Source organism: Nocardiopsis changdeensis (assembly GCF_018316655.1).
In the GTDB taxonomy this organism is placed as follows: domain Bacteria; phylum Actinomycetota; class Actinomycetes; order Streptosporangiales; family Streptosporangiaceae; genus Nocardiopsis; species Nocardiopsis changdeensis.
The window spans coordinates 3,657,598-3,681,689 of the sequence record NZ_CP074133.1 but is presented as its reverse complement, the minus strand read 5'-3'; the positions used below and the strand labels follow the sequence as shown (position 1 = coordinate 3,681,689).

22 protein-coding genes are annotated in these 24,092 nt (G+C 74.4%); 12 read left to right on the top strand and 10 right to left on the bottom strand.

What is annotated here, in order from left to right:
• Positions 1–112: 112 nt before the first annotated feature.
• Positions 113–667: a pyridoxamine 5'-phosphate oxidase family protein gene (locus KGD84_RS16740; RefSeq protein WP_220561368.1), complete on the bottom strand. Its 555-nt coding sequence runs from the start codon at positions 665–667 to the stop codon at positions 113–115.
• 324 nt (positions 668–991) lie between these two features.
• On the opposite strand from KGD84_RS16740, the gene KGD84_RS16735 reads away from it, so the two are divergent.
• A complete protein-coding gene (locus KGD84_RS16735) occupies positions 992–1,645 on the top strand; it encodes a response regulator (protein ID WP_220561367.1) in 654 nt (217 codons plus the stop codon).
• 55 nt (positions 1,646–1,700) lie between these two features.
• Here KGD84_RS16735 and KGD84_RS16730 read toward each other — a convergent pair whose 3' ends face one another.
• Positions 1,701–3,479, bottom strand: coding sequence for a GAF domain-containing sensor histidine kinase (locus KGD84_RS16730; protein ID WP_220561366.1), 1,779 nt, complete (start codon positions 3,477–3,479; stop codon positions 1,701–1,703).
• A gap of 467 nt (positions 3,480–3,946) precedes the next feature.
• Between KGD84_RS16730 and KGD84_RS16725 the strand changes: the two genes are divergently transcribed.
• Positions 3,947–4,552, top strand: coding sequence for an HAD family hydrolase (locus tag KGD84_RS16725; RefSeq protein ID WP_255646609.1), 606 nt, complete (start codon positions 3,947–3,949; stop codon positions 4,550–4,552).
• Positions 4,553–4,603: 51 nt separating this feature from the next.
• Here the strand turns inward: KGD84_RS16725 and KGD84_RS16720 are convergent, their stop codons facing one another.
• The gene (locus tag KGD84_RS16720; protein ID WP_220561365.1) at positions 4,604–5,968 is read right to left on the bottom strand and encodes an MFS transporter; all 1,365 of its coding nucleotides are present in this window, start codon (positions 5,966–5,968) and stop codon (positions 4,604–4,606) included.
• Between the two features lie 281 nt (positions 5,969–6,249).
• On the opposite strand from KGD84_RS16720, the gene KGD84_RS16715 reads away from it, so the two are divergent.
• Positions 6,250–7,443, top strand: a complete 1,194-nt coding sequence (locus KGD84_RS16715; protein ID WP_220561364.1) for an NAD(P)/FAD-dependent oxidoreductase — start codon at positions 6,250–6,252, stop codon at positions 7,441–7,443.
• A 10-nt stretch (positions 7,444–7,453) separates the two neighbouring features.
• Here the strand turns inward: KGD84_RS16715 and KGD84_RS16710 are convergent, their stop codons facing one another.
• Together KGD84_RS16710 and KGD84_RS16705 are read right to left on the bottom strand one after the other, a co-directional pair.
• Positions 7,454–8,134 carry a nucleoside/nucleotide kinase family protein gene (locus KGD84_RS16710; protein ID WP_220561363.1) on the bottom strand — a complete coding sequence of 227 codons (681 nt, stop codon included), beginning with the start codon at positions 8,132–8,134 and terminating at the stop codon, positions 7,454–7,456.
• Positions 8,135–8,217: 83 nt separating this feature from the next.
• Positions 8,218–8,754 carry an NUDIX hydrolase family protein gene (locus tag KGD84_RS16705; RefSeq protein WP_220561362.1) on the bottom strand — a complete coding sequence of 179 codons (537 nt, stop codon included), beginning with the start codon at positions 8,752–8,754 and terminating at the stop codon, positions 8,218–8,220.
• A 360-nt stretch (positions 8,755–9,114) separates the two neighbouring features.
• Here KGD84_RS16705 and KGD84_RS16700 point away from each other — a divergent pair, with 360 nt between their 5' ends.
• Entirely contained in the window at positions 9,115–9,453 is a 339-nt protein-coding gene (locus KGD84_RS16700; RefSeq protein WP_220561361.1) for an STAS domain-containing protein, read from the top strand.
• Positions 9,454–9,617: 164 nt separating this feature from the next.
• Here the strand turns inward: KGD84_RS16700 and KGD84_RS16695 are convergent, their stop codons facing one another.
• Positions 9,618–11,318: a PH domain-containing protein gene (locus tag KGD84_RS16695; protein WP_220561360.1), complete on the bottom strand. Its 1,701-nt coding sequence runs from the start codon at positions 11,316–11,318 to the stop codon at positions 9,618–9,620.
• Positions 11,315–11,812 (bottom strand): PH domain-containing protein, encoded by a 498-nt coding sequence (locus KGD84_RS16690; RefSeq protein ID WP_220561359.1) that lies wholly within the window; start codon positions 11,810–11,812, stop codon positions 11,315–11,317. Before KGD84_RS16690 ends, KGD84_RS16695 begins: the two co-directional genes overlap by 4 nt.
• A gap of 108 nt (positions 11,813–11,920) precedes the next feature.
• Between KGD84_RS16690 and KGD84_RS16685 the strand changes: the two genes are divergently transcribed.
• Together KGD84_RS16685 and KGD84_RS16680 are read left to right on the top strand one after the other, a co-directional pair.
• Positions 11,921–12,847 carry an SPFH domain-containing protein gene (locus KGD84_RS16685; RefSeq protein ID WP_220561358.1) on the top strand — a complete coding sequence of 309 codons (927 nt, stop codon included), beginning with the start codon at positions 11,921–11,923 and terminating at the stop codon, positions 12,845–12,847.
• Between the two features lie 15 nt (positions 12,848–12,862).
• Positions 12,863–13,084, top strand: a complete 222-nt coding sequence (locus KGD84_RS16680; protein WP_220561357.1) for a type II toxin-antitoxin system antitoxin — start codon at positions 12,863–12,865, stop codon at positions 13,082–13,084.
• Positions 13,085–13,152: 68 nt separating this feature from the next.
• On the opposite strand, the gene KGD84_RS16675 is transcribed toward KGD84_RS16680, so the two are convergent.
• Positions 13,153–14,814, bottom strand: coding sequence for an FAD-binding dehydrogenase (locus tag KGD84_RS16675; RefSeq protein WP_220561356.1), 1,662 nt, complete (start codon positions 14,812–14,814; stop codon positions 13,153–13,155).
• A gap of 238 nt (positions 14,815–15,052) precedes the next feature.
• On the opposite strand from KGD84_RS16675, the gene KGD84_RS16670 reads away from it, so the two are divergent.
• Together KGD84_RS16670 and KGD84_RS16665 are read left to right on the top strand one after the other, a co-directional pair.
• Entirely contained in the window at positions 15,053–15,856 is an 804-nt protein-coding gene (locus KGD84_RS16670; RefSeq protein ID WP_220561355.1) for a hypothetical protein, read from the top strand.
• Position 15,857: 1 nt separating this feature from the next.
• Positions 15,858–16,673, top strand: coding sequence for a hypothetical protein (locus KGD84_RS16665; RefSeq protein ID WP_220561354.1), 816 nt, complete (start codon positions 15,858–15,860; stop codon positions 16,671–16,673).
• A 34-nt stretch (positions 16,674–16,707) separates the two neighbouring features.
• Here the strand turns inward: KGD84_RS16665 and KGD84_RS16660 are convergent, their stop codons facing one another.
• Complete coding sequence (locus KGD84_RS16660; protein WP_220561353.1) at positions 16,708–17,802, bottom strand: zinc-binding dehydrogenase; 1,095 nt, start codon at positions 17,800–17,802, stop codon at positions 16,708–16,710.
• Between the two features lie 159 nt (positions 17,803–17,961).
• On the opposite strand from KGD84_RS16660, the gene ku reads away from it, so the two are divergent.
• From ku to KGD84_RS16645, 3 genes are all read left to right on the top strand, one after another.
• On the top strand, positions 17,962–18,909 hold the full coding sequence (gene ku / locus KGD84_RS16655) for a non-homologous end joining protein Ku (RefSeq protein ID WP_220561352.1): 948 nt from the start codon (positions 17,962–17,964) through the stop codon (positions 18,907–18,909).
• 207 nt (positions 18,910–19,116) lie between these two features.
• Positions 19,117–19,962 carry a dimethylargininase gene (gene ddaH, locus KGD84_RS16650; protein ID WP_220561351.1) on the top strand — a complete coding sequence of 282 codons (846 nt, stop codon included), beginning with the start codon at positions 19,117–19,119 and terminating at the stop codon, positions 19,960–19,962.
• Between the two features lie 207 nt (positions 19,963–20,169).
• Positions 20,170–20,787 (top strand): TetR/AcrR family transcriptional regulator, encoded by a 618-nt coding sequence (locus tag KGD84_RS16645; RefSeq protein ID WP_220561350.1) that lies wholly within the window; start codon positions 20,170–20,172, stop codon positions 20,785–20,787.
• Between the two features lie 389 nt (positions 20,788–21,176).
• Here KGD84_RS16645 and speB read toward each other — a convergent pair whose 3' ends face one another.
• A complete protein-coding gene (gene speB / locus KGD84_RS16640) occupies positions 21,177–22,130 on the bottom strand; it encodes an agmatinase (protein ID WP_220561349.1) in 954 nt (317 codons plus the stop codon).
• 229 nt (positions 22,131–22,359) lie between these two features.
• Here speB and KGD84_RS16635 point away from each other — a divergent pair, with 229 nt between their 5' ends.
• The gene (locus tag KGD84_RS16635; protein WP_255646608.1) at positions 22,360–23,856 is read left to right on the top strand and encodes a PucR family transcriptional regulator; all 1,497 of its coding nucleotides are present in this window, start codon (positions 22,360–22,362) and stop codon (positions 23,854–23,856) included.
• Positions 23,857–24,092 lie beyond the last annotated feature (236 nt).

The window sequence follows — 24,092 nt, the reverse complement described above, 5'->3', positions numbered from 1 at the left end:
GCTCGGGCACACCGAGAGGTTCCTCGCCCGGGCCGGTCGGCCGCGCCGTTCACGGTCGCGGCCGGGTCCGGTCACGGGCCGCGGCGCGGGTCCGGCACCGCCGGCGCCGGGCTCAGGGGCGCTGGATCCGGCGGCCGGTGACGCGGTTGGGCACGATCCGCAGGACCTGGTCCCGCGGCCCCTTCGCCCAGGGCACGGGCAGCCGTCCCTGCGGGATGCGGGAGAGCTCCCCCGCGTCGCGCACCCACCGGCAGCGCCCGGTGAACAGGGCGCTCCAGCCCTCGCGGCGCTCGTCGTCGAAGTGGTCCACCTGGAAGGAGGCGTAGCCGCGGGAGTAGCGCATGACGGTGCCCGCCAGGCTCGTGCGCAGCACGATGGTCTCGTTCACCAGGGCGTAGTTGACCGGGAGCACGGTCGGCGCCGCGTCGCCGTCGATGGTGAAGGCGATCCGGCCGATGTCGCGGGTGGCGGCCAGGTTGAAGCACGTCCGGCGCTCCAGGACGGTGAAGGTCGCCTCGGTCTCCCCTTCCGCGAGATCGGTGCCCAGGAGCATCGCGGCGTCCTCGTCGAGCCGGTGGGTCCCGGCCAGCAGATCGTCGCCGTGAGCCCGGCCGGACGGCACCGCCGTCTGTTCCCGCGCGGTTCCGACACCGCTTTCACGCACCATTGCGACCCCCCGAGATCGGTTCCCCGTTTTTCTCGATCCCCACCATCGTCGCTGTTCAACGGGGGCGGGGCTGGTGCCCTACGGTCCCCGGGACGCCGGCGGAGGTCCTCTTCCGAGCGCCTACCCGGGAGGCCCTAGTCCCCAAACAAAAAGGGACGTTGTGCCCCATAGGCGACAACGCCCGTTGTCTAAGCTGGGAAAACGGGACCTGTGTCACCGGTGGCAGCGCCGTTCGGACGGCGCGCACCCGCGGCCCCCTGCCCCACAATGGGGCTCGGCGGCCCGGGACCGGGACCACCGGTGAGGAGATGGGGTGCGTACCTGATGCACGGCGACGAGACGATCCGGGTGTTCCTGGTCGACGACCACGAGATCGTCCGCCGGGGGGTGGGCTCCCTGCTGGACGACGAGGACGGCGTCGAGGTGGTGGGCGAGGCCGGCACCGCGGCCCAGGCGCTCGCCCGGGTGCCCGCGCTGGCCCCCGACGTGGTGGTGCTCGACGTGCGCCTGCCCGACGGCGACGGGGTCACCGTCTGCCGCGAGATCCGCTCCCTGCTCCCGGACACGCGCATCCTCATGCTCACCTCCTACTCCGACGACGAGGCCCTGTACGGCGCCGTCATGGCCGGGGCGTCGGGCTACATCCTCAAGCAGATCCACGGCACCGACCTGGTCGGCGCCGTGCGCACGGTCGCCCAGGGCCGTTCGCTGCTGGACCCGGAGTCCACCACGCGCATGCTGGAGCGGCTGCGCGAGGAGGCGGGCCGCAAGGACCCGCTGGGCGAGCTCACCGACCAGGAGCGCCGGGTGCTGGAGCTGATCGGCGAGGGCCTGACCAACCGGGAGATCGGCGCCCGCATGTACCTGGCGGAGAAGACCGTCAAGAACTACGTCTCGCGGGTGCTCGCCAAACTCGGCATGGCCCGCCGCACCCAGGCCGCCGCCTACGCGGTCCGCCTGTCCCTGGGCGGTTCCTGACCGGTCGGGCGGGCGCGGCGCCGGGGCGCGCCCCGCCCGGGCCGGGCGCGCCCGCTCAGGCGCGGGCGCGGGCGGGCACCGCCCAGCGCACCGTGGTGCCCCCGCCCGGGGCGGAGTCGATCTCCACCGAACCGCCGAGCTCCTCGGCGCGGGAGACGATGTTGCGCAGGCCGCTGCGGTGCGCGTCCTCGGGGATGCCCGCGCCGTCGTCGGAGACCCGCAGCACCACCCGGCCGTCGGCCACCGACACCTCCACGTCCACCGCCGTGGCGTGCGCGTGCCGGGCGGCGTTGGACAGCAGCTCGCGCAGCACCGCCACCAGGTGCCCGCCGGTGGCCTCGTCCACGGCGGTGTCCACCGGCCCCTGGGTGAGCAGCCGGGGAGCGAACCCCAGCGGGTCGGTGGCCCCGTTGACCAGGTCCAGCACCCGCGAGCGCAGCCGGGAGGAGTCCTCGCCCGAGCTCTGCAGGGCGAAGATCGTCGAACGGATCTGCCGGATGGTGTCGTCCAGGTCGGTCACCGCGTTCTGCACCCGCTGGGACGAGGTGGCGTCGTCGATCCGCCGCACCGTGCCCATCAGGGTGATCGCGGTGGCGTACAGCCGCTGGATGACGGTGTCGTGCAGGTCGCGGGCGATGCGGTCGCGGTCCTCCAGGACGCTCAGCCGCTCGGAGTCCAGCCGGGCCTCGGCCAGCTCCAGGGCCACGGCCGCCTGGTCGGCGAAGGCGGCCAGCATGCCCATCCACGCGGTCGGGAACTCCTCCCGGCCCGCGGCGCGCGCCAGCAGCAGCACGCCCCGCGCCCCGCCCGGGGGCCCGAACGGCAGCACCAGGATCGCCCCCAGGCCCAGTTCGGCCAGGAACTCGATGCCCGGGTCGCAGTGCTCGGAGATGTCGGTGCGGATCGGGTCGCCGCTCAGGTAGACCCGCCCCAGCAGGGTGCCCGGGGTGCACGCGAGCGTGGCGCCCCGCACCCCGGCAGCCAGGGACGCGCCGCGGCGGCCGTGCACCGCCCCCTCCGGCGACCCGTCCCCCTCCGGGGCGTCCCACACCCGCACGGTGAGGGTGGCCGGCTCCTCGCCCGGCATGGCGATGACGGAGAGGTCGGCGTGCGCCATCAGCCGCGCCCGCCGGGCCACCAGCCGCAGCACCTCCTCGGGCGGCGCGCCCGACAGCAGCCGGGTGGTGATCTGCCCGGAGGCGTCCAGCCAGGTCTCCCGGCTCTGGGTCTCGGCGAACAGCTGGGCGTTCTCGATGGCGGTGCCCGCCGCCGTGGCCAGGGCGCGCAGCAGCAGCTCGTCGTCCCCGGTGAACTGCCCGCCGTCGCGCTTGTCGGTCATGTACAGGTTGCCGAACACCCGGTCGCGGATGCGGATGGGCACCCCCAGGAAGGTGCGCATCACCGGGTGCCCCCTGGGGAAGCCCACCGACTCGGGGTGGTCGGAGACGTCGCCCAGGCGCAGGGGCTCGGGCTCCTTGATGAGCAGCCCCAGGATGCCCTCGCCGCGGGGCCAGTGCTCGATGGAGGAGATCTCGTCCGGGCGCAGCCCCACCGGGATGAACCGGCTCATCTCGCCGTCGGGCCCGATCACGCCCAGCGCCCCGTAGCGGGCGTCGACCAGGCTGCTCGCGGTCTCGGTGATGCGCAGCAGCAGGGGGTCGAGCTCCAGGCCCTCCCCGATGGAGACGACCGCCTCCAGCAGGGTGCGGATGCGCTCCTGGGTCATGGAGATCTCGCTGAGCCGGGAGCGCACCTCGTCGAGCAGGTCGTCCAGCCGCACCTCGGGGAGGGACAGCCGCTCCTGGCCGGGGGCGGTGCCTTCACCGTCACTCATGGGCGCTCTCTCCACCGTTTCTCCGAAGGTCTCCTCCGAGTCTAGGGGCGCCTTTCCGCCACCCGTATCCGGAGTGCCGAACCCCCGGTGCCCACGGTCGCATCCCACGAGGTCACAGGCCTTCCTGAGTTTCCAGATCCATAGAGATCAAAGGTTGAACTCTTTTTATCGGGAAAATGGGACCTTCTTCCCTTGATTTTCCGTCCCCTGCCTGGAGGGGCCGCGGAGCGCGATTTTCCGATCACCAGTGGATCGCATCCCGAGGAGAGTCCCGGACCACCGAGGACCCCTCCCCGAGGGTCTCGGCGCCCACGACCCTCCGCCCCTTCAGGGTAGGCCGGTCCGGCCCGCCCGGGCGGGTTGTCCACAGGGCCGGCCTCCCGCCCGTTCCCCCGGTTCCGTGTGCGCGGAGGACCGCCATCGGGTACGGCTGGAGTGAGCCGCCCACCGACCCCGAGGAGCCCTCCTTGCCCGAGACCGAACCCGGAGCCGTCCTGTTCGACCTGTTCGGCGTGATCGCCCGCCACCAGTCCGCCGAGGGGAAGGAGCGCCTGACCGCCGCCATGGGCGCGGCCGACCCCGCCGCGTTCTGGGACGCCTACTGGGACCTGCGCCTGCCCTACGACCGCGGGGACCTGGACGGGCCCGCCTACTGGAGGGCGGTGGGGGAGCGGCTGGGCCGCGAGGTGGACCCGCCCCTGGCCGCCGCGCTGATCGCGGCCGACATCGACAGCTGGCGGGCGGTGGACCCCGACATGGTCTCCCTGGTGGAGCGGCTGGCCTCGCGGGGCCGCACGGTGGGACTGCTGTCCAACATCCCGGTCGAGCTGGCCGACCGCTTCGAGAAGGACAACCCGTGGCTGGCGGCGTTCTCGGTGCGCGCCTTCTCCGGCCGCCTGGGGGTGGCCAAGCCCGAGCCCGAGGTCTACCTGTGGTGCCTGGAGCGGATGGCGGTCGACCCGGGGGACACCCTGTTCGTGGACGACCGCGGCGAGAACGTGGCGGCCGCCGAGGCGCTGGGCATGGCCGGGCACCTGTTCACCGGCCGCGCCGCCCTCGAGGCGCGCCTGTAGACACACGGCGGGCCCGGGGAGCGCACCGCTCCCCGGGCCCGCCGCCGGGGGTCAGCCGCGCGCGGTGACCCTGACCGGGGTGTCGTCGAGCGAGTCGTCGCGGGTCTCGCGGGTCAGCAGCAGCGCGACCAGCGTGATCACGCTGACCAGCACCAGGTAGCCGCCCACCCACGCGATCCCGAAGGTGCCCGCCAGCCAGGTCGCGATGTAGGGGGCGAACGACGCGCCCAGCAGCCCGGCCAGGTTGTAGGCGGCCGAGGCGCCGGTGTAGCGCACGTTGGTCGGGAACAGCTCCGGCAGCACCGCCGCCATCGGGCCGAAGGTCAGGCCCATCAGCGACAGGCCGATGACCAGGAAGGCCAGCACCCCGACGGTCCCCGAGCCCAGCAGCGGGCCCATGGCGAACCCGAAGACGATGATCGCGGCGGTCACCGCCACCAGGACGGGCTTGCGGCCGAACCGGTCCGACAGCAGCCCGGCGACCGGGGTGAAGATCCCGAAGAACACCACGCCCACCAGCAGGAACACCAGGAACTGGGAGCGGTCGTAGCCCAGGCCGGTCTCCGGGTCGGTGCCGAAGCCCAGCGAGAAGACCGTCATGAGGTAGAAGAGCACGTACGTGGCGACCATGACCAGGGTGCCCAGGATCAGGGCGGCCCAGTTGCGGCGGAACACCTCGACGATGGGCGTGCGCACCTGCTCGCCCGCGGCCAGCACCTTGGCGAACGCGGGGGTCTCGTGCAGGCTCAGGCGCACCCACAGGCCGACCACGATGAGGATCGTCGACAGCAGGAACGGCACCCGCCAGCCCCACGCCAGGAACGTCTCCTCGCTCATGGCCTGGCTCAGGATGAGGAACACGCCGTTGGCGAGGAAGAACCCGATGGGCGCGCCCAGCTGCGGGAACGTCCCGTAGAAGCCGCGCTTGCCCGCGGGTGCGTTCTCGGTGGCCAGCAGGGCGGCCCCGCCCCACTCGCCGCCCAGCCCCAGGCCCTGGCCGAACCGGCACAGCGCCAGCAGCAGCGGGGCGAGGACGCCGACCTGGGCGTAGGTGGGCAGCACGCCGATGCCGACGGTGGCGATGCCCATGGTGAGCAGGGACGCCACCAGGGTGGCCTTGCGGCCGACGCGGTCGCCGAAGTGGCCGAACACCCAGGAGCCGATGGGGCGGGCCACGAACGCGATGGCGAAGGTGGCCAGCGACTGCAGGCGGGCGGCCATCATGTCGCCCTCGGGGAAGAACAGCGCCGGGAAGACCAGGACCGCGGCGGTCGCGTAGATGTAGAAGTCGTAGAACTCGACGGACGTGCCCACGAGGCTGGCGGTGAGCACCTTGCGTCGCGGGTTGGTCGGCGGGTCCACCGGCGCGGGGGTGCCGCGCTCCGGTGCCGGGTGCTGTTCGGCGACGTCCGTCATGGGACTTCTTTCCAGGTCAGAGCGATGGTCTGCAAAGGGAGGATGACCGGATCGTAGACCTAATGGACACTATGTGGGATATTTGTCTCGCCATATGGACAAGGGGGTGGGGGTGCGTCCACTCCCCGAGAGGGCGCGGAACCGCGGAACGCCTTTCCCGCAGGGGGTCCGGGAGGGCCTATGGCGTCGGCCACACCCGGGGGACCGGCGCGCGGGCATGTCACATCCGCGGCGGCCCGAACCGTCCATGGGGCGACGGAACACTCCACCGGGAGGCACCCATGGTCCACGAACTCCTCGTCCTCGGCGCCGGATACGCCGGACTCGCCGCCGCCCGGCGCGCCGCCCACCACGTTCGCGCGAACGGCGCGGGGCTGCGCGTCACCCTGGTCAACGCCACCGACACGTTCGTCGAACGGGTCCGCCTGCACGAGGTGGCCGCCGGGCGCGACGTCGGAGTCCACCCCCTGGCCGACTCCCTGAACCCCGCCATCGATCTCGTCGTCGGCCGGGTGGAGGCCGTGGACACCGAGGCGCGCACCGTCGACGTCCGCACCGGGGACCGGTTCCGCACCCTGCGCTACGACACCCTCGTGTACGCGCTGGGCAGCACCGCCGCGGCCGACGCGGCACCCGGGGCCGCCGAGCACGCGGTCACCCTGGCCGGGCTGGAGGGCGCCCGCGAGGTGGCCCGACGCATCGCCCGGGAGCGCCCCCGCACCCTCACCGTCGTCGGCGGCGGACTGACCGGCCTGGAGGCCGTCACCGAGATCGCCGAGGCCCACGCGGGCATGGACGTGCGGCTGGTGACCTCGGGCCCGGTGGCGGCCGGCGTCGGCGCCAGGGGCCGGGCCCACGTCCGCCGGGTCCTGGACCGCCTGGACGTCTCCGTCCGCGAGCACACGCGGGTCGCCGCGGTGGAGGCGGGCCACGTCAAGCTGGAGGACGGGGACCTGCTGGAGAGCGACCTCACCGTGTGGAACGCCGGGTTCGACGTCTCCCCGCTGGCGGCCGGGGCCGGGCTGGCCGTGGACGGCTCCGGGCGGGCCCTCGTCGACGGCACCCAGCGGTCGGTCTCCCACCCGGACGTGTACGTGGTGGGCGACGCCGCCCACGCCGACGCCGTGGACGGCCGGGAGCTGCGCATGTCCTGCGCGATGGGGCTGCCCATGGGGACCGCGGCGGCCGATGCCGTCGCCGCCCGGCTGGCCGGGCGCGAGCCGGACGCCGCCCCCTTCGGCTACCTGTTCCAGTGCGTCAGCCTGGGGCGGCGTGACGGGCTCATCCAGTTCGTGCACGCCGACGACTCCCCGCGCGGGGCCTTCCTGACCGGGGGCCTGGCCGCCCGCTACAAGGAGATGATCGTGTCGTCCGCCTACGGCGGGCTCCGGGGGAGCGGCAAGCAGGGCTCCGCCGAGGGGTACCTGTGGCTGGTGCGCGGGTCGGCCCGCCGGTTCCTGCGCCGGGCCGCCTGAGCGGCGGGGCTCAGCCGCCCGCGGCCCCCTCGGCGCCCCCGGGGCGCCGGGGCACCGCGCCGGTGGGGACGACGCGGGTGCAGGCGCTCCTGAAGCGCTTGACGAGCTCCCCGTTGGCGCGGTCGCTGCGCTCCACCCACTCCCGGGCGGCGGCCTCGTCGCGGCCGCCCGCCAGCTGGCGGCGCAGCAGGCGCTCCTCGCGCAGCGCGTCGTCGGCCTCCACGTACCAGAGTTCGGCGAACAGCGGGCGCAGGGACCCCCAGGGCTCGGCGTCCCAGGCCAGGTAGTTGCCCTCGGTGACGACGAGCCGGGTGCCGGGCCCGATCACGTGGCGGGCGGCGACGGGCTCGTGCAGCCGCCGGTCGTAGTCGGGGACGTAGACCGGGTGGTCGGTTTCGGTGAGGAGCCGCCGCACCAGGGCGGCGTACCCGTGCGCGTCGAAGGTGTCGGGGGCGCCCTTGCGGTCCAGCCGCCCCAGCCGCTCCAACTGGGCGTTGGACAGGTGGAAGCCGTCCATGGGCAGGTAGCCGGCGGTGCCCGGGGCGGTCCGGGCGTCGGCCTCGGCGACCAGCTGCCGGGCCAGGGTGGACTTGCCCGCCCCGGGGGCGCCGGTCAGGCCGAGCAGGGCGCGGCCCCGGGCGGGGACCAGGGCCAGGGCGTCGTCGACGAGGGCGGCCAGGGCTTCGGGCATGGGTAGAGGGTACGCCCTCGCGGTGTCCCCGTGCCCGGGGGCGGGGAAGGGGCCCCGCGGCGCCGCCGCGGGGCCCGCCCGGCTCAGGGGGCGTGCCCCACGTGGGCCAGCGCCTGGCGCAGCAGGACGTCCTGGCCGTCGTTCATCTCCGCGTGGACCACGGGGTCGGCGGCCTCGGCGGGGGTGAGCCACACCAGGTCCAGGGCGTCCTGGCGGGGCTGGCAGTCGCCCGACACCGGCACGATGTAGGCCAGCGCCACCGCGTGCTGGCGCGGGTCGTGGAACGGGGTCACCCCGGGGGTGGGGAAGTACTCGGCGACGGTGAACGGCTGCGGGGAGGCCGGGACGCGGGGCAGTGCCACCGGGCCCAGGTCCTTCTCCAGGTGGCGCAGCAGCGCGTCGCGGACCCGCTCGTGGTACAGGACCCGGCCCGAGACCACCGACCGGTGGAACCGGCCGTCGGGGGTCGCCCGCATCAGCAGGCCGACGTGGGTGACCTGGCCGACCTCGTCGACCCGGACCGGGACGGCCTGCACGTACACCAGGGGCATGCGGCCGCGGATGCCCTCCAGCTCCTGGGCTGAGAACCAGCCGGGTCGGGTCTCGGCGGTTTCGGTCATGGGGTGCGCGGCGCGGTCCCGCCCGGCAGGGCGGAAGGGGTGCGCCGCTCCCTCCCTTCTGTGCGCTGTGCGTCGGCCCGGGGCCTCAAGGACACCATGTGTCCCTACCGCTTTTACCGCACTCGGGCGCCCGGGGCACGGTGCGGGGGTGCGTCCGGGTGTGTCCGAGAGAGGTGTGCGGGCCTTCCCCGGAGGCCGAGGACGCCGGCCCGGGGGTGAGGTGAACCTGTCCCCGCGGCCACATCGGCGAGTTTTCGGGGGTTTTCCTCGCAAAAGCCTGACGGAACCTCTCTGGAGAGGTTACGATCTCGTACGCGGTTGCGTAGTGGAAAGATTACGTCCGGTGAGAGGTGGCCTCGAGTGGCACGGGATGTCCGGTTCCAGGAATGTCTCCCGCACACCGGTGTGACGGTGGTATCGGTGGAGGGCGAGATCGACCTGGCCACCGTCCCGGGCCTGCGCGCCCGGTTGGCGGCGGCGGCCCGCGAGGAGGGCTGTGAGTGCCTGGTCGTGGACCTGGCGGGTGTGGGGTTCCTGGACGCGAGCGGCGTGGGCGCCCTCGTGGCGGCGCAGCGGGCGATGAACGCCCGGGGCGGCCGCCTCGTGCTGGCCCGGCCGCGCCCGGTCGTCTCCCGGGTCCTGGGGATCCTGGGCCTGGACCGGGTCTTCGAGATCGTGCCCGCCCCGGCCGCCCGCTGAGCACACCCCGGCCCCCGGCGCGGGAAACGCGCCGGGGGCCGGAGCGCGGACCGGGGCCTTCGGGCCGGGGGCGGGGCCCGGGATGCGGTGCCCCCCGGCCGTGATGGCCACGTCGTCGACGGGGGCCGCCCGGCGCCGTACCGGCCCCCGGTCCGGGGGAGCGCTCAGCCGCGCTCCCCGTCCGCCCCCTCCGGCTCCCCGTCGCGCTCCAGGAACTGGGTCAGCAGGTCCGGGACGGCCAGCGCCGCCCAGGCCAGCCCCTGGCCCAGCCCGACGTCGGCGGCGGTGTACATGCCCTTGCCCGAGGCGGTGGTGGCCGACACGTGCGCCAGCCCGGCCCGGCGCTGGAACGGCGTGCGGGTGATCCGCCAGCCGATCACCGCCGACCGCTCCAGGGTCGTGGTGTCGCGCACCGCCATGCCCCGGCGCACCACCAGGTAGCGCGGGTGCAGGCCGTGCCCCAGCGCCCGGTGGGAGCCGACCGCGTACCAGAACGCCACCACCGCGAACGCGGCCCCCAGCAGCCACCAGCCCCAGGGCGGGGCGGCCTCCACCAGGTGGGTGACGACCGGCAGCGGGTTGAGCTGTTCCTCGATCTCGTGGGCGGCGTCCCACCACGCGGCCTCGGCCAGCGTGTGCAGCCACGCCAGCCCGCCGGCGACGGCGAAGCCCGCCAGCGAGGCCCACCCGGCGCGGACCAGGCGGCGGCTCAGGGCCGACCGCGGGTGCGCGGTCAGCGGCAGGTCCAGGGGCGACTCGGGGGTGCGCATCAGGTCCGCGGCCAGCTCCCGGGCTCGGTCCCGGGGCATCGGCGGGGAGAGGCGGCTCTTGGCCTGGGTCTTCTCCGCGTCCGCGGCCCCCAGGCCGGTGGCGACCGCGCGCACGTCCGCGCCTCCGGCGGAGCGCAGCACCAGGGGCTCGTGCAGGGTGACCCCGTTGAGGCGCCGGCCCTCGATCGTCAGGGACTGGCTGTTGAGCAGGCCCCGGCGCATGACCACCGTTCCGTTGGACTCCCGGGTCAGCCGGTAGTCCCACCAGGTCTCCACCGCGACGGCCACCAGGACGACCGTGCCCGACACCAGCAGGCCCACCAGCGCCGCCGGGACGACGAACAGCAGCCGGGCCATGACGAACGCGCCGATCTCCGCGGTGCTGGGCAGCCCGGCCTGCTCGGAGATCCACCGGTAGATCCAGCCCTCGGACTGGGCGTTGGCGCCGATCAGGGCCGCTATGGCACCGATGCCGATACCCAGGGTGGCGGTGGTGGCCGGGGCGTAGGCGAACCACCGCCGGTCCAGGCGGGCCAGCTCCAGGCCGTCGGCCTCCTCCGCGCCCCCCGCGCCCTCCGCCCCTTCGGTGCTCCCGGCGGCCGGCGTTTCGCGGTACAGCAGCTCGCGGCGCAGCCGCTCGCCCTGGGCGGCGGTGACGAACTGGAGTTTGACCTGGTCGGATCCGGAGTCGACCTGCTCGCCGGTGCCGACGGTGACGACGCACAGGCCGAAGGGCCGGGCGTAGACCGGCGCCGCCACGTCCACACTGCGCACGCGCTCGCGCGGCACCGAGCGGTAGGCCTTGGCGACCACGCCCGAGCGCATCTCCATGCGCTCGTCGGTGACGCGGTAGGAGACCGCCTTCAGGACCATCATGTCCAGGGCGGTGAGCCCGGCGATGAGCGCCAGGGCCCCGGGCAGCGGGGCCAGGGCCCACCAGGCCAGGTCCAGGACGATCAGGACGACGGTGCCCACGACGGCGGCGGGGACGATGAAGAGGGCGCCGGCGGCGGTGTTGGCCCACACGCTGAGCGGGCTCAGGCCCTGCCAGTCGCCCAGCGGGCGTTCGGTCGGGGGTCGCTGCGCGGTGGTCACGTGGCATCCCCCGGAACCGCCTGGGTGGTCTCGGTGAGCTGGTCGGCGACCCGGGTCGCCAGGGCGTGGTCCAGGCCCGCGATCTCGATCGGCCCGGCGGCCGAGGCGGTCGTGACGGTCACGCTGGACAGCCCGAACGCCCGCTGGAGCGGCCCGCGCGCGGTGTCCACGGTCTGGATGCGCGACATGGGGGCCACCCGCCACTCCTGCCAGAACCAGCCGCTGGAGGCGTAGACGGCGGTGTCGGTGACCTCCCAGCGGTGGACCCGGTACCGCCACTGCGGCATCACGAAGGTGATCAGCAGGCCGGGGACCCCGATGGCGGCGGCCGCGAGCAGGAACCAGAAGCGGACCGGCTCCCAGATCAGGGCGGGGACGACGGGGACCGCGGTGAGGGCGACCGTCGCGATCAGCGAACGGGTGGTCCACCAGCGGACGGCCCGGGGGTCCACGCGGTGGTGCGGCGGGCGCAAACGCGGTGTGTCGGTGGTCATCGCGTCCACGTCTCCTCTCGGTCTTGTGGGCCCCTGTGGCCCGGCTCCTATAAAAAGTGATATCACAATGCTATGCTCGCGTCATCACTTGAGAGAGAAGGAACGCACATGACCGAATCCGCCGCCCCCGCCCCCGGCTACCGGGAGGCCCCGCAGTACCGTGAGACCACGGCCAAGAGCCGCGACGGCATCGGCATGTTCCTGCTGGCCCTGCTGATCGTGCTCGTCGGCGCCGCCGTCGCCGGTTCGCCCTTCCTGGTCGAGGCCGTGCCGCTCCTCGCGGCGATCATCGTCGGCGCCGTCATCGCCGTCGTCGGCCTCTTCCTCATGCTGGGGCTGACCATGGTCTCCCCCAACGAGGCCCGCGTCGTCCAGCTCTTCGGCCGCTACGTCGGCAGCGTGCGCACCGACGGCCTGCGCTGGGTGAACCCGCTGACCGACCGCAACGCCGTCTCCACGCGCATCCGCAACCACGAGACCTCCGTCATGAAGGTCAACGACGCCTCGGGCAGCCCCATCGAGATCGCCGCCGTCGTCGTGTGGCAGGTGGAGGACACCGCCCGCGCCACCTTCGAGGTCGACGACTTCGTGGAGTTCGTGTCCATCCAGACCGAGGCCGCCGTGCGCCACATCGCCGGCCACTACCCGTACGACTCCTACGACGCCGAGGGTGCCCTGTCCCTGCGCGACAACGCCGACGCCATCACCGAGCGCATGTCGGAGGAGGTCGGACAGCGGGTCGAGGCCGCGGGCGTGCGCATCGTGGAGTCCCGCTTCACGCACCTGGCGTACGCGCCCGAGATCGCCCAGGCCATGCTCCAGCGCCAGCAGGCGGGCGCCCTGATCGCCGCCCGCCAGGAGATCGTCGAGGGCGCCGTGGGCATGGTCGACCGGGCCCTGTCGCGGCTGTCCGAGGAGCACGTGGTCGAGCTCGACGAGGAGCGCAAGGCCACCATGGTCAGCAACCTGCTGGTCGTGCTGTGCTCGGACCGCCCCGCCAGCCCGGTCGTGAACACGGGGACGCTGTACCAGTAACGGGGTGAGGTGGCCGTGCCGGAGCGCAAGAAGGTGCTGCTGAGGCTCGACCCCGCCGTCCACGACGCCTTGGCGCGGTGGGCGGGCCAGGAGTTGCGCAGCACCAACGCCCAGATCGAATTCCTTCTGCGCCGCGCCCTCGACGACGCGGGGCGGATGCCGAAGGAGGCCGGGGACATCCCCCGCCGCGGCCGACCCCGCAAGGAGGGGCCCGGGTCCCCGGACTCGGATGGCTGACACCCCCTGCGAGCACGAGGCGCCGGACACCCGCGACGGGTGTCCGGCGCCTCGCCTCCGTCAGGGCCTCAGAGCGCGGCCGCGGCGGCGCGGCCGGCGGTCCGGCCCGAGAACAGGCAGCCGCCCAGGAAGGTGCCCTCCAGGGCGCGGTAGCCGTGCACGCCGCCGCCGCCGAACCCGGCGACCTCGCCCGCCGCGTACACGCCCGGCAGCGGGGTGCCGTCGGCGCGCAGCACCCGCGCGTCCAGGTCGGTGTGCAGCCCGCCCAGCGTCTTGCGGGTGAGGATGCGCAGGCGCACCGCGATCAGCGGGCCCGCCTTGGGGTCGAGGATCTGGTGCGGGGACGCCACCCGGATCAGCTTGTCGCCCCGGTAGTTGCGGGCCCCGTGGATCGCCGTCACCTGGAGGTCCTTGGTGAACGTGTTGACCATCTCCCGGTCGCGGGCCACCACCTCGCGGGTGACGGTGTCGGGGTCCAGCACCCCGTCCCCGGCGATCTCCCGCATCTTCTCGATGAGCGCGGGCAGCCGGCCGGCGACCGCGAAGTCCACCCCGTGCTCCTTGAACGCCTCCACCGGTCCGGGCGCGCCCGGCAGCGCGCGCTTGAGGAGGAGCCGGACGTCCTTGCCGGTCAGGTCGGGGTTCTGCTCCGAGCCCGACAGCGCGAACTCCTTCTCGATGATCTTCTGGGAGAGCACGAACCACGTGTAGTCGTGGCCGCTCTTCATGATGTGGTCCAGCGTGCCCAGGGTGTCGAACCCGGGGAAGTACGGGGCGGGCAGCCGCTTGCCGGTGGCGTCCAGCCACAGCGACGAGGGCCCGGGCAGGATGCGGATGCCGTGGCGGGACCAGATCGGGTCCCAGTTCTGGATGCCCTCGGTGTAGTGCCACATGCGGTCGGGGTTGATGATCTGCGCGCCCGCCTGCTCGGTGATGCCGAGCATGCGCCCGTCCACGTGCTCGGGGACGCCCGACAGCATGTGCTCGGGCGGGGTGCCCAGCCGCTCGGGCCAGTTCTTGCGCACCAGATCGTGGTTGGCGCCGATACCGCCGGAGGTGACGACGACCGCCTGCGCGGACAGCTCGAACTCCCCGGCGGCGTCGCGGTTGCTGGCCCGGCCGCGCTCGGCGTCGCTGGGCGCCAGCACGGTGCCGCGCACGCCCGTCACGGCCCCGCCGGTCACGACCAGCTCGTCGACGCGGTGGCGGAACCGCAGGGAGACCAGCCCCCGCTCGGCGGCGGCGCGCACCCGGCGCTCGAACGGGGCGACCACGCCCGGACCGGTGCCCCAGGTGATGTGGAAGCGGGGGACGGAGTTGCCGTGCCCGTCGGCCAGGTAGCCGCCGCGCTCGGCCCAGCCCACGATGGGGAAGAGCCGCAGGCCCATCTGCCGCAGCCAGGAGTACTTCTCCCCGGCGGCGAAGTCCACGTACGCCTCGGCCCACCTGCGCGGCCACGCGTCCTCGGGGCGGTCGAAGCCGGCGGTGCCCATCCAGTCCTGGAGGGCGAGCTCCCTGGAGTCGCGGATGCCCATCCGGCGCTGCTCGGGGGAGTCCACGAAGAACAGGCCGCCGAAGGACCAGAACGCCTGTCCGCCCAGGGACTGTTCGGGTTCCTGGTCGAGCAGGATCACGTGCTTGCCCGCGTCGGCCAGTTCGGCCGCCGCCGCCAGGCCCGCCAGTCCCGCGCCGACGACGATCGCGTCGGCCTGATCCGCTGCGCTGCTCATGGGGGTCGTGTCTCCTCGACTCGGTCGGCCGTGCCCGCGGCACGCTGTGCGCGATGGTGACGACTGTGCTCCTTCGCCGGGCGCGGGGCAAGGGCCATGTGTGCCGTACGCCACAGCTTTTGTCAGCCTGTGACAAACCCGCAGGTATCCGGCATGATCATTCGGCCCGCGTGCGCCCGCTCCCCGCTCGACCGCGCCCGCGCAGGTCCCCGCCCCGACCGTCGACCGAGGATCCCCCGTGTACTTTCCCCCTGCGGCCTTCGACCCCGGCCCCGCGGCCACCGTCATCGGCTTCGCGCTCCTGCTCTTCCTGCTCGCGGTCCCCTACGCGGTGTCCGCCCTGCCCCGGATCGCGCCCGTGTTCACGCGGCCGTCCGGCCTGGTGGCCCTGACCCTGCTCCTGTCCGCCGTGGAGGTGGCGGCGGTCATCGCCTTCCACACCACGGCGGTGCATGGCCTCTCCCTGGGGGACCTGGTGCCCCGGGGGTTCCAGGAGACCGTGCCCGGGTGGCGGGCCCTGGTGGGGGAGGAGCCCCCGTTGTGGCTGGTGTCCGGTGCGGTCGCCGCCCTGTTCGCGATCTTCGTGGTGTGGGCGGTGCGCGAACGGGCACGGGTGCCCGAGCCGCGGCACACCCCCTTGGCCCGTTGGTCGGGCGGGGAGATGCTGCTGTACCGGGCGTCCCTGCCCCTGGGGCTGTCGTGCGGCGTCGCCGCGTACTACCTGGTGCTGTACCCGCTGCTGGCGGCGCACTTCGGGCCGCTGACCGGAGTGCTGGCGGTCGCCCTGGTGTCCGGGTGCCAGTACCGGACGTCCGGGCCCGCGGTGATGCTCTGGTGCTGTGTGATCGAGGCGGGCCTCCTCGGGCTCTACGCCTTCGTGCTTCCGGGAGGGCTGGCCGCGCCCCTGCTCCTGTGGTCCCTGTTCGGGGTGGTGCTCGGCCGGATGGCGGCGAGGCAGCGCCTCGGGGAACTCGGGGAACCGGTCCTGGAGGTTACGGTGCTGGACGCCGACGGCGCGCCGGTGCCGCGGCGGGAGGGCTGACGTGTACTTCGTCCCGCCGGGCTTCGAGCCCGGGCCGACCGCCCTGGCGGTCGCCGCCGCCCTGCTGCTCGTGATGCTCGTGCGTCCGCTCTTCTCCACGCGGACGTACGCGGACGCCCCCGGGGCGCCCGCCCCTCTCACTCAGCTGGCCGTCGTCCACCTGGGGTTCGTCCTCGCGGAGGTGGTCCTGTCGGTGGCCTTCCTCTACACCCTGCACGCGGCGACCCCGGCCGCCCTGGGCCTGGACCCGATGGCGGTGGGGCCCGAGCACCTGTGGATGCCGGAGGGGGCCGGGCACTGGTTCGGCCCGGCCGCCGGCGTCGCCCTGGGCGGGTTCGCGCTGCTCGCCGTGCTCGTGTGGTGGGAGCACCGGGGCGGCCCGGGGGAGCCCCCGCCGCCCGCCGAGCGGCTCGTGCCGCGCACCGCCGCCGGGTGGCGGCTGCTCCTGGCCGTTCCGGTGCTCGACGGGCTGTCCGGGGTGCTCGTGTTCGCCCTGGTCCTCTACCCGACCGTGGCGGTCCTGGTCGACCCCTGGGCGGCGGTGCTGGCGGCGGGCTGGATGTGGGGCTGGCGCAGTTGGCGCTGCCCCATGAACGGCGGGGTCGGTGCGGGCACCCTCTTCGGGGTGTTCGCCGCCCTGCTCTACGCCCTGGGACTTCCGGGTTTCCCGGTCCCGGGGGCGCTGCTCATGGTCGGGATGGGCGTGCACCGGGCGATCCTCTTCCACCGGGTCCTTTCGGCCCTCGCCGACCGGGCCGACGACGAGGCGCCCCTGGAGGTGCTGGAGGTGACGGTGGAGGACCCCGGGCGGCGCTGAGCACGGTGGGGGCGCCGCCGCGCCCCCACCGCGTTCACGCCCCGAAGCGGACCAGCGACCGGCCGCCCTTGCCCTGGCGCATCCGCTCGAACGCGTCGGGCACGCCCGACAGCGGGATCTCGTCGGTCACCATCGCCCCCAGCCGCAGCCCGCCCGAGCGCACGCCCTCGGCGATGACGGGGAGGTCGCGGTCGGGGTCGCTCGACCCGAAGACGCACCCGCGCACGGTGCGGGCCTGGTGGAACAGCTCCAGGGCGTTGAACGACACCTCGTCCTTCACCGACCCCACCCCCACCACGGTGATGGTGCCGCCGCGGCGGCTGATGTTCCAGGCCGTGCGCACCACCTGGGCCGAGCCCACCACCTCGAAGACGTGGTCGGCGCCGCGTCCGCCGGTGAGCGCCCGCACCGCCTTGAACAGGTGCTCGTCGGAGAGCAGGAACTCGGTGGCGCCCAGCGACCGGGCCAGCTCCTCCTTGGCGGGGGAGACGTCCACCGCGACCACCGGGTCGGCCCCGGCCATGCGGGCCGCCTGGAGCACGGACAGGCCCACCCCGCCCAGGCCCATGACCACGACCGACTGGCCCGGGCGCACGGCGGCGGAGTTGTTGACGGCGCCCCATCCGGTGAGCACCGCGCACCCCAGGACGGCGCCGGTGGCCGGGTCCAGGCCGTCGGGCAGCGGCACGACGGCGTCGGCCCCCACCACGGTCGCCTCGGCGAACGCCCCGCAGCCCAGGCCGGGGTGGACGGGGGTGCCGTCGGTGAGGTGGGCGTAGGGGACGGCGGCCCGGTCCAGGGCGTGTTCGCACAGGTGGGGTTCGCCGTTGCGGCAGAACCAGCAGGCCCGGCAGGCCGGGGCCCAGTTGAGGATGACGTGCTGGCCGGGGCTGACGGAGGTGACGCCCTCGCCGACGGCCTCGACGGTCCCGGCGCCCTCGTGGCCCAGGACGGCGGGCCACTTCTGGGGCAGGGTCCCGTTGGACAGGGACAGGTCGGAGTGGCAGACCCCGGCGGCGGCGATGCGCACCCGCACCTGGCCGGAGCCGGGGTCGGGCAGCACCAGGTCGCGGATCTCGGGTGGCGTGCCCGGCGCGGAGAAGACGGCGGCCTTGACGGTCGTACTCATGGGAGGAACTCCAATCACGGACTGCCGCGATCCTAGCGATACCGACCGGTCGGTAAAAGAACGGGGTTCGGTTGTCGGAAAAGTCCCATGACTGGTTCTTTGTTCTTTTCGACCGGTATTTTGCCCGCCCCCGGTGATCATGGGGACTAGGGAGGCACCATGGTCAATCCTGTCTGGGTGGGCACCCTCATGTTCGGCGAAGTGCCGATCGGGGTGCGCCTCTACAGCGCCCGCGAGCGCCGCGGACCGGTCCTGCACCAGTTCGAACGCGGCACCGCCGACCGCATCCGCTACGTCCGCGTCAACGAGCGCACCGGCGAGGAGGTCCCCGCCGAGAAGATCGTGCGCGGCGCCCGCACCGCCGTCGAGGACGAGTACGTCGTCCTGGAACCGGAGGAACTGGAGGAGATCCTCCCGCACGGGTCGCGCACCATGCGCCTGGACGGGTTCGTCTCCGAGGGGTCGGTCGGGCCCCTCTGGTACGCCTCCACCTACTACATGGCCCCGCGCGACCCCGCCGACGCCCAGCCCTACCAGCTGCTCTACGCGGCCCTGGACCGCACGCGCCGGGCGGGGACGGCCACCGTCGTCCTGCGCGACCGCGAGTCCCCGGTGCTCATCGAGCCGACCCGCGGCGTGCTGTCCGCCTCCACCCTGTGGTGGCCCGACGAGGTGCGCGCCCCCGACGACGTGATGCCGCCGGTGCCCTACCCCGCGCTGGGCAAGGAGGAGCTGGCGCTGGCCGCCGAACTGGTCGACTCGCTGTCGGTCGACTGGGACCCGGCCCGCTACGAAGACAGCTACGGCCACCGCCTCACCGAACTGGTGCGGGCCAAGGCCAGGGGAGGCACCATCACCCACCGGCCCGGCGGGGAGGACCGGCCGCGCCGGACCGAGGGGTCCTCCAGGGACGGCGCTCTCCAGGAGGCGCTGCGCCGCAGCCTCCCGCACGGGCGCGCCCCCGGGCCGCGCCCGCCCGCCCGCGGCGAGGGCCGGCGCACCAAGCGCGAACTGCTCCGGCGCGCCTCGGAGCTGGACGTGCCGGGCCGCTCCAAGATGAACCGTGAGGAACTGGAGGAGGCGGTGGCCCGCGCGGGCGGCCGCTGACCGCCCGCCCCGCGGCCGCCCCCGCGCCCGTCCGGGCGCGGGGGCGGCCCGTGCCGGGGACCGCGTGTTCACCGAACCGTGCCCCTTGGCCCGGCCCCGGTGCGGGTATCCCCACATCGAACGGACGAACCCCGAGGCGGCGCACGGTGGTGAAGGCCGCGCCGCCGCGGGGGTCCGTGATTCCCGACGGTCTCACTGGGAGGTTCAATGAAGAACCCGACCGGTCCGGTGGCGGTTCGACGGCACTACCTCATGTGCCGCCCCACCTATTTCGCGGTCGAATACGCGATCAACCCCTGGATGGACCCCGCCGTGCGGGTCGACCGGGAGCGGGCGATCCGCCAATGGGAGGCGCTGCGCGACCTCTACCTGGAGCTGGGCCACGAGGTCCAGGAGATCTCGCCCATCGAGGGGCTGCCGGACATGGTGTTCGCGGCCAACGGCGCCCTGGTGGTCGACGGCCGGGTCTACGGCGCCCGCTTCGCCAGCGCCGAACGCACCCCCGAGGGGCCCGCCTACCTGGAGTGGTTCCGGGCCGCGGGGTACACCGAGACCCGGGAGCCCAAGCACGTCAACGAGGGGGAGGGCGACTTCATCACCCTCGACGACGTGGTCCTGGCCGGCACCGGGTTCCGCACCGAGGCGGCCGCGCACCAGGAGGCCGAGCGCTTCCTGGGCCGCCCGGTGGTGACCCTGCAACTGGTGGACCCCCGCTTCTACCACCTGGACACGGCCCTGTTCGCGCTGTCGGGCGAGCGCGTCGCCTACTACCCGGGCGCGTTCTCCGCGGGCAGCCGCAGGGTGCTGGAGGCGCTGTTCCCGGACGCCCTCCTCGCCACCGAGGACGACGCCCGCGTCCTGGGCCTGAACGCCGTCTGCGACGGCCGCAACGTGGTCCTGGCCGCCGAGGCGCGGGACCTGGCCGACCGGTTGCGCGCCGAGGGCCTGACCGTCCACCCGGTGGAGCTGGACGAGCTGCGCAAGGCCGGCGGCGGCGCCAAGTGCTGCACGCTGGAGCTGCGTCCGGCGTACGGGCAGGCCGTGACGGACTGACGGGAGGCGGCCGGGTCCCGCGCACCCGTGTGCGGTATCCGGCCGTCCAAACCCCGGAGAATGTGGGATACACCACCACGGGTGAGGGTGGACTCACTCGTAGTCACAGGTCATCCGTCCGCCACGGAATCCGAAGCCCCTCCGCGCCCGGAAACGGGTGCCGGGAGGCCCTGGTCAAAAGAGGGCGGATCAATAGGGTTCGTCAGAGTGAAGAGCAAACAGCGCAGACTACCGCGTCGGATCCGTGAACAACTGATGATCGACGCCGCCGTCACGGAATTCTCCCGGGGCGACTACCACACGGTGCGCGTCGAGCAGATCGCCGCGGCCGCGGGAACCTCCAAACCGACGGTGTACCACTATCTGGGCTCCAAGGAAGGCATATTCACCGCCTGCGTGCGCCGCGAGTCCGAACGCCTCATGCTCACCCTGCGCGCCGCCGTCCACGACCCCCGCGCCCCGCGCGGGGAGGACCCCCTGCGCCGCGGAATCCGCGCCTTCTTCGGATTCGTGGTCGAGAACAGGGAGAGCTGGACCGTCCTGTACCGGCGCGCCGCCGCCGGCCCCTTCGCCGCCGAGGTGACCCGGGCCCGCGACCGCGTGCTGGCCGAGGTCACCGACCTCATCACCACCTGCGGCGGACTGCCCGGGGACGTGCGCGAGCGCGACGCCGCGCTGCTGGCCAGGATCGCGGTGAGCACCGCCGACGCGTTCGCCGACTGGCTGCTGGACCACCCGGGGGAGAGCCCCGAGGCGATGGCCGACCACGTCACCGCCCTGACCTGGGCGCACCTGGAGGCACGCGGCGCCCCGGCCGGAGCGTAAGGCGTCTCCGGCGGATCATTCCGGGTCGCGGCCGCCGGGCCGACCTCGCCGCGCCGCCTGGGCTCGGACGGCCTACCCCGGGCCGACCTCGCCGGGAGGCTTGCGGGAAGTCACCCGACGACCGCTCCCGGCACCCGGCGCGAGCGCCGGGCCACACGAGAGCATCCACCGAACACGCCTTGGCGGCGGGGCGCCCGCGTGCGCCGGAGCGCCCCGCCGCTCCGGCCCGGGGCCCGCCCGGAGGAGGCGTGCGGCCGTTCGGAGGGACGCGGGGCGCAGCCGGAAGGGCGCCGAGGCCGGCCCCCACACCGGTCCTCGACGCCCTTGAGGACCTTCCGCCGCGCGACGGGCGGGCCGCAGCGGGGCGGAAGGTCCGGAAGAGTACGGCCTCAGGCCCTGCGGGCGTGGTTCAGCGCGAGCACGCTGACCAGGTCGTAGGCGACGTGGGAGGCCGCCGTCGAGGTGATCTGCGCGTGGTCGTAGGCCGGGGCGACCTCCACCACGTCGGCGCCCACCAGGTTGCAGGAGGACAGCCCGCGCAGGATCTCCAGCAGCTCGCGGCTGGTCAGCCCGCCCGCCTCGGGGGTGCCGGTGCCGGGCGCGTGCGCCGGGTCCAGCACGTCGATGTCCACCGACACGTAGAGCGGCCGGTCGCCGATGCGCTGGCGCAGCGCGTCGGCGATCTCGTCCACGCCCTTGCGCATGACGTCGGCGGAGGTGACGATCCCGAAGCCGAAGCGGCGGTCGTCCTCCAGGTCCTTCTTGCCGTACAGGGGCCCCCGGGTACCGACGTGGCTGATCGCCTCGGTGTCGAGGATGCCCTCCTCCACGGCCCGGCGGAACGGGGTGCCGTGGGTGTAGGGCTCGCCGAAGTAGGTGTCCCAGGTGTCCAGGTGGGCGTCGAAGTGCAGCATCGCGATGGGGCCGTGCTCGCGGTACAGCGAACGCAGCAGCGGCAGCGCGATGGTGTGGTCGCCGCCCAGGGTGACCAGGCGGGTGCCCGCACGCACGAAACCGGAGGCGGCCTCGTCGATGGTCTCCACGGCGTCGCCGATGGAGAACGGGTTGACCGCGATGTCCCCGCCGTCGACCACCTGGGCGGTGGCGAACGGGGACACGTCCAGGCCCGGGTGGTAGGGGCGCAGCAGGCGGCTGGCCTCGCGGATGGCGGAGGGGCCGAACCGGGCGCCCGGACGGTAGGAGACACCGGTGTCGAAGGGGACGCCGACCACGGCGATGTCGGCCCGCTCGACCTGGTCGATGCGGGGCAGCCGCGCGAACGTCGCGGGTCCGGCGAAACGCGGTACGAGGCTGGAGTCGGTGGGTCCGATCGGTGCGCTCATCGGGCGGTGGTGTCCCTCTCGTGGTCGGCGCGCTCTGCGCGGCGGGTCGGGGTGCGACCGGCGACGTCGTCGGCGTCGGCCGCACGCGCTCCGGTCAGGGTAGGCGGGAACCCGGGACCGCTCCAGTGGACGAAAAGCACAACCGGGTGTGTTCCCATGGACGGAGTATCCAAGGCCGCTCCAGGGGCCGGGGGACGTCCGGCGAGGGCCGGGCGGGGGAGGGGGACGGGTGGACGAGGAGCACCGCGGGGCCGACGGCATCGCGCTGGGCACCGTGCTGGCCCGTCGCGACCTGGGCCTGCGCCCGGTCGTGGAGGCAGGGGACCCGGCGGTGACCTGGGCGGTGTCCAGCGAACTGGCCGACCCCACCCCCTACCTGCGCGGCGGCGAGCTGCTGCTGACGGCCGGCAGCGGGCTGCCCGCGGACGGGGCCGGGGTCCGCGCCTACGTGGCCGCCCTGGTGGAGACCGGGGTGGCCGCCCTCGGGTTCGGCGTCACCCCGGTCCACGACGCCGTCCCGGCCGCCTTGGCGGAGCAGTGCCGCCTGCACGGGCTCCCCCTGTTCGAGGTGCCCCGCCCCACCCCCTTCGCCGCCGTGGCCCGGGCCGTCGCCGAGGCGCTGGAGGAGGTGCGGCTGCGCGACCTGCGCCGCCTGGGCGAGGCCCACCGCGACATGGCCCGCGCCGTCTCCGCCCCCGACCCGGCCGAGCGCGTCCTGCGGGTGCTGGCCTCGGCCCTGGACGCCTGGGCCCTGGTCCTGGGGCCGGGCGGGTCGGTGGCGTTCTCCGCCCCCGGGGCGCCCGAGGACCCAGGGCCGGAGGCCGCCGAGCTGCTGGGCCGCCTGACGGCGCCGGCCGGACCGCGCAGCGCCAAGACCCGCCTGGCGGGCGACGAGGTGTTCTGGCACACCGTCGGCACACCGCCCCGCGAGTACGGGGTGCTGCTGGTGGGGCGCCCCGAACCGCTGGGCCTCACCGACCGCGCCGTGCTGCGCACCGCCACCGCCCTGCTCGACCTGGTCGCGCGCACCGCGCCCGCGCCGCCCCCGGTCCCCGGGGCGCTGATCGCCGCGCTGCTGCTGGACGGCGGGCCCGGCGGCGCGGCGGCGCCCCTGCTCTCCGAACTGGCCGGAGACCCGTCGGCGGACCGCTACCGGGTGCTGCGCGCCGCCCCGGCCGGGACCGGCCGGCCCGCCCCGCCGCCGCTGCCCACCGCCGTCGCGGGCGCCCTTCCGGACGGGACCCTGCGCGCCGTCCTGGCCGACCGGGGCGCCGACGCCCACCGGGCCGACCTGGACGGCCTCGCCCTGTACGGCTGGACCGGTGCGGTCGGCGACCCGGTGCCGCCCGGGGACCTGCCCGGGGCCGACCGCCGCGCGGCCGCGCTGCTGGACCGTGCCCGCGCCGCGGGCACGCCGCTGCTGTGGGAGGAGGGCACCGACCCCTTCGCGGAACTCCTGGACCCGGCCGCCGCCGACGCCCTCGCCCGCCGGGTGCTGGGGCCGCTGGCGGGACGGGACGACACCGCCCGGATGCTGCGCGGCACCCTGCGGGCCTGGCTGACCCGGCACGGCGGCTGGGACCGGGCCGCCGCCGACCTGGGCGTGCACCGCAACAGCGTCCGCTACCGGATCGGCCGGATCGAACGCGAACTGGGAGTGGACCTGGGCGACCCCGAGCAGCGGATGCGGCTGTGGTTCGCCCTCACCCGCCTGCCCGGCGGCTGAGCCGCGGCCCGCGGCGGCCGGGCCGGGGAGGCGCGGTGGCCGTTTTCGGCCAATCGCGCGGTATCCCTTGCACGTCGGCTGTTCCCGGCCCCGGAGATGGTGGAAGCTGAAGGGCCACCCCGGCGTCCGGACCCGGTGGCCGCGCTCCGCCTCCCGTGCCTTCGGCCACCCGTCACCTCTCACAGAAAACGGATGTGGACAGTGCCATCGGCCTCCGAAACGCGCGTCTGTCGCGG

Bases quoted from the DNA above. Each gene is read 5' to 3' on its own strand.
- KGD84_RS16740 (WP_220561368.1), bottom strand. From the start codon at position 667: ATGGTGCGTGAAAGCGGTGTCGGAACCGCGCGGGAACAGACGGCGGTG.
- KGD84_RS16735 (WP_220561367.1), top strand. From the start codon at position 992: ATGCACGGCGACGAGACGATCCGGGTGTTCCTGGTCGACGACCACGAG.
- KGD84_RS16730 (WP_220561366.1), bottom strand. From the start codon at position 3,479: ATGAGTGACGGTGAAGGCACCGCCCCCGGCCAGGAGCGGCTGTCCCTC.
- KGD84_RS16720 (WP_220561365.1), bottom strand. From the start codon at position 5,968: ATGACGGACGTCGCCGAACAGCACCCGGCACCGGAGCGCGGCACCCCC.
- KGD84_RS16715 (WP_220561364.1), top strand. From the start codon at position 6,250: ATGGTCCACGAACTCCTCGTCCTCGGCGCCGGATACGCCGGACTCGCC.
- KGD84_RS16710 (WP_220561363.1), bottom strand. From the start codon at position 8,134: ATGCCCGAAGCCCTGGCCGCCCTCGTCGACGACGCCCTGGCCCTGGTC.
- KGD84_RS16705 (WP_220561362.1), bottom strand. From the start codon at position 8,754: ATGACCGAAACCGCCGAGACCCGACCCGGCTGGTTCTCAGCCCAGGAG.
- KGD84_RS16690 (WP_220561359.1), bottom strand. From the start codon at position 11,812: ATGACCACCGACACACCGCGTTTGCGCCCGCCGCACCACCGCGTGGAC.
- KGD84_RS16685 (WP_220561358.1), top strand. From the start codon at position 11,921: ATGACCGAATCCGCCGCCCCCGCCCCCGGCTACCGGGAGGCCCCGCAG.
- KGD84_RS16675 (WP_220561356.1), bottom strand. From the start codon at position 14,814: ATGAGCAGCGCAGCGGATCAGGCCGACGCGATCGTCGTCGGCGCGGGA.
- KGD84_RS16660 (WP_220561353.1), bottom strand. From the start codon at position 17,802: ATGAGTACGACCGTCAAGGCCGCCGTCTTCTCCGCGCCGGGCACGCCA.
- ku (WP_220561352.1), top strand. From the start codon at position 17,962: ATGGTCAATCCTGTCTGGGTGGGCACCCTCATGTTCGGCGAAGTGCCG.
- ddaH (WP_220561351.1), top strand. From the start codon at position 19,117: ATGAAGAACCCGACCGGTCCGGTGGCGGTTCGACGGCACTACCTCATG.
- speB (WP_220561349.1), bottom strand. From the start codon at position 22,130: ATGAGCGCACCGATCGGACCCACCGACTCCAGCCTCGTACCGCGTTTC.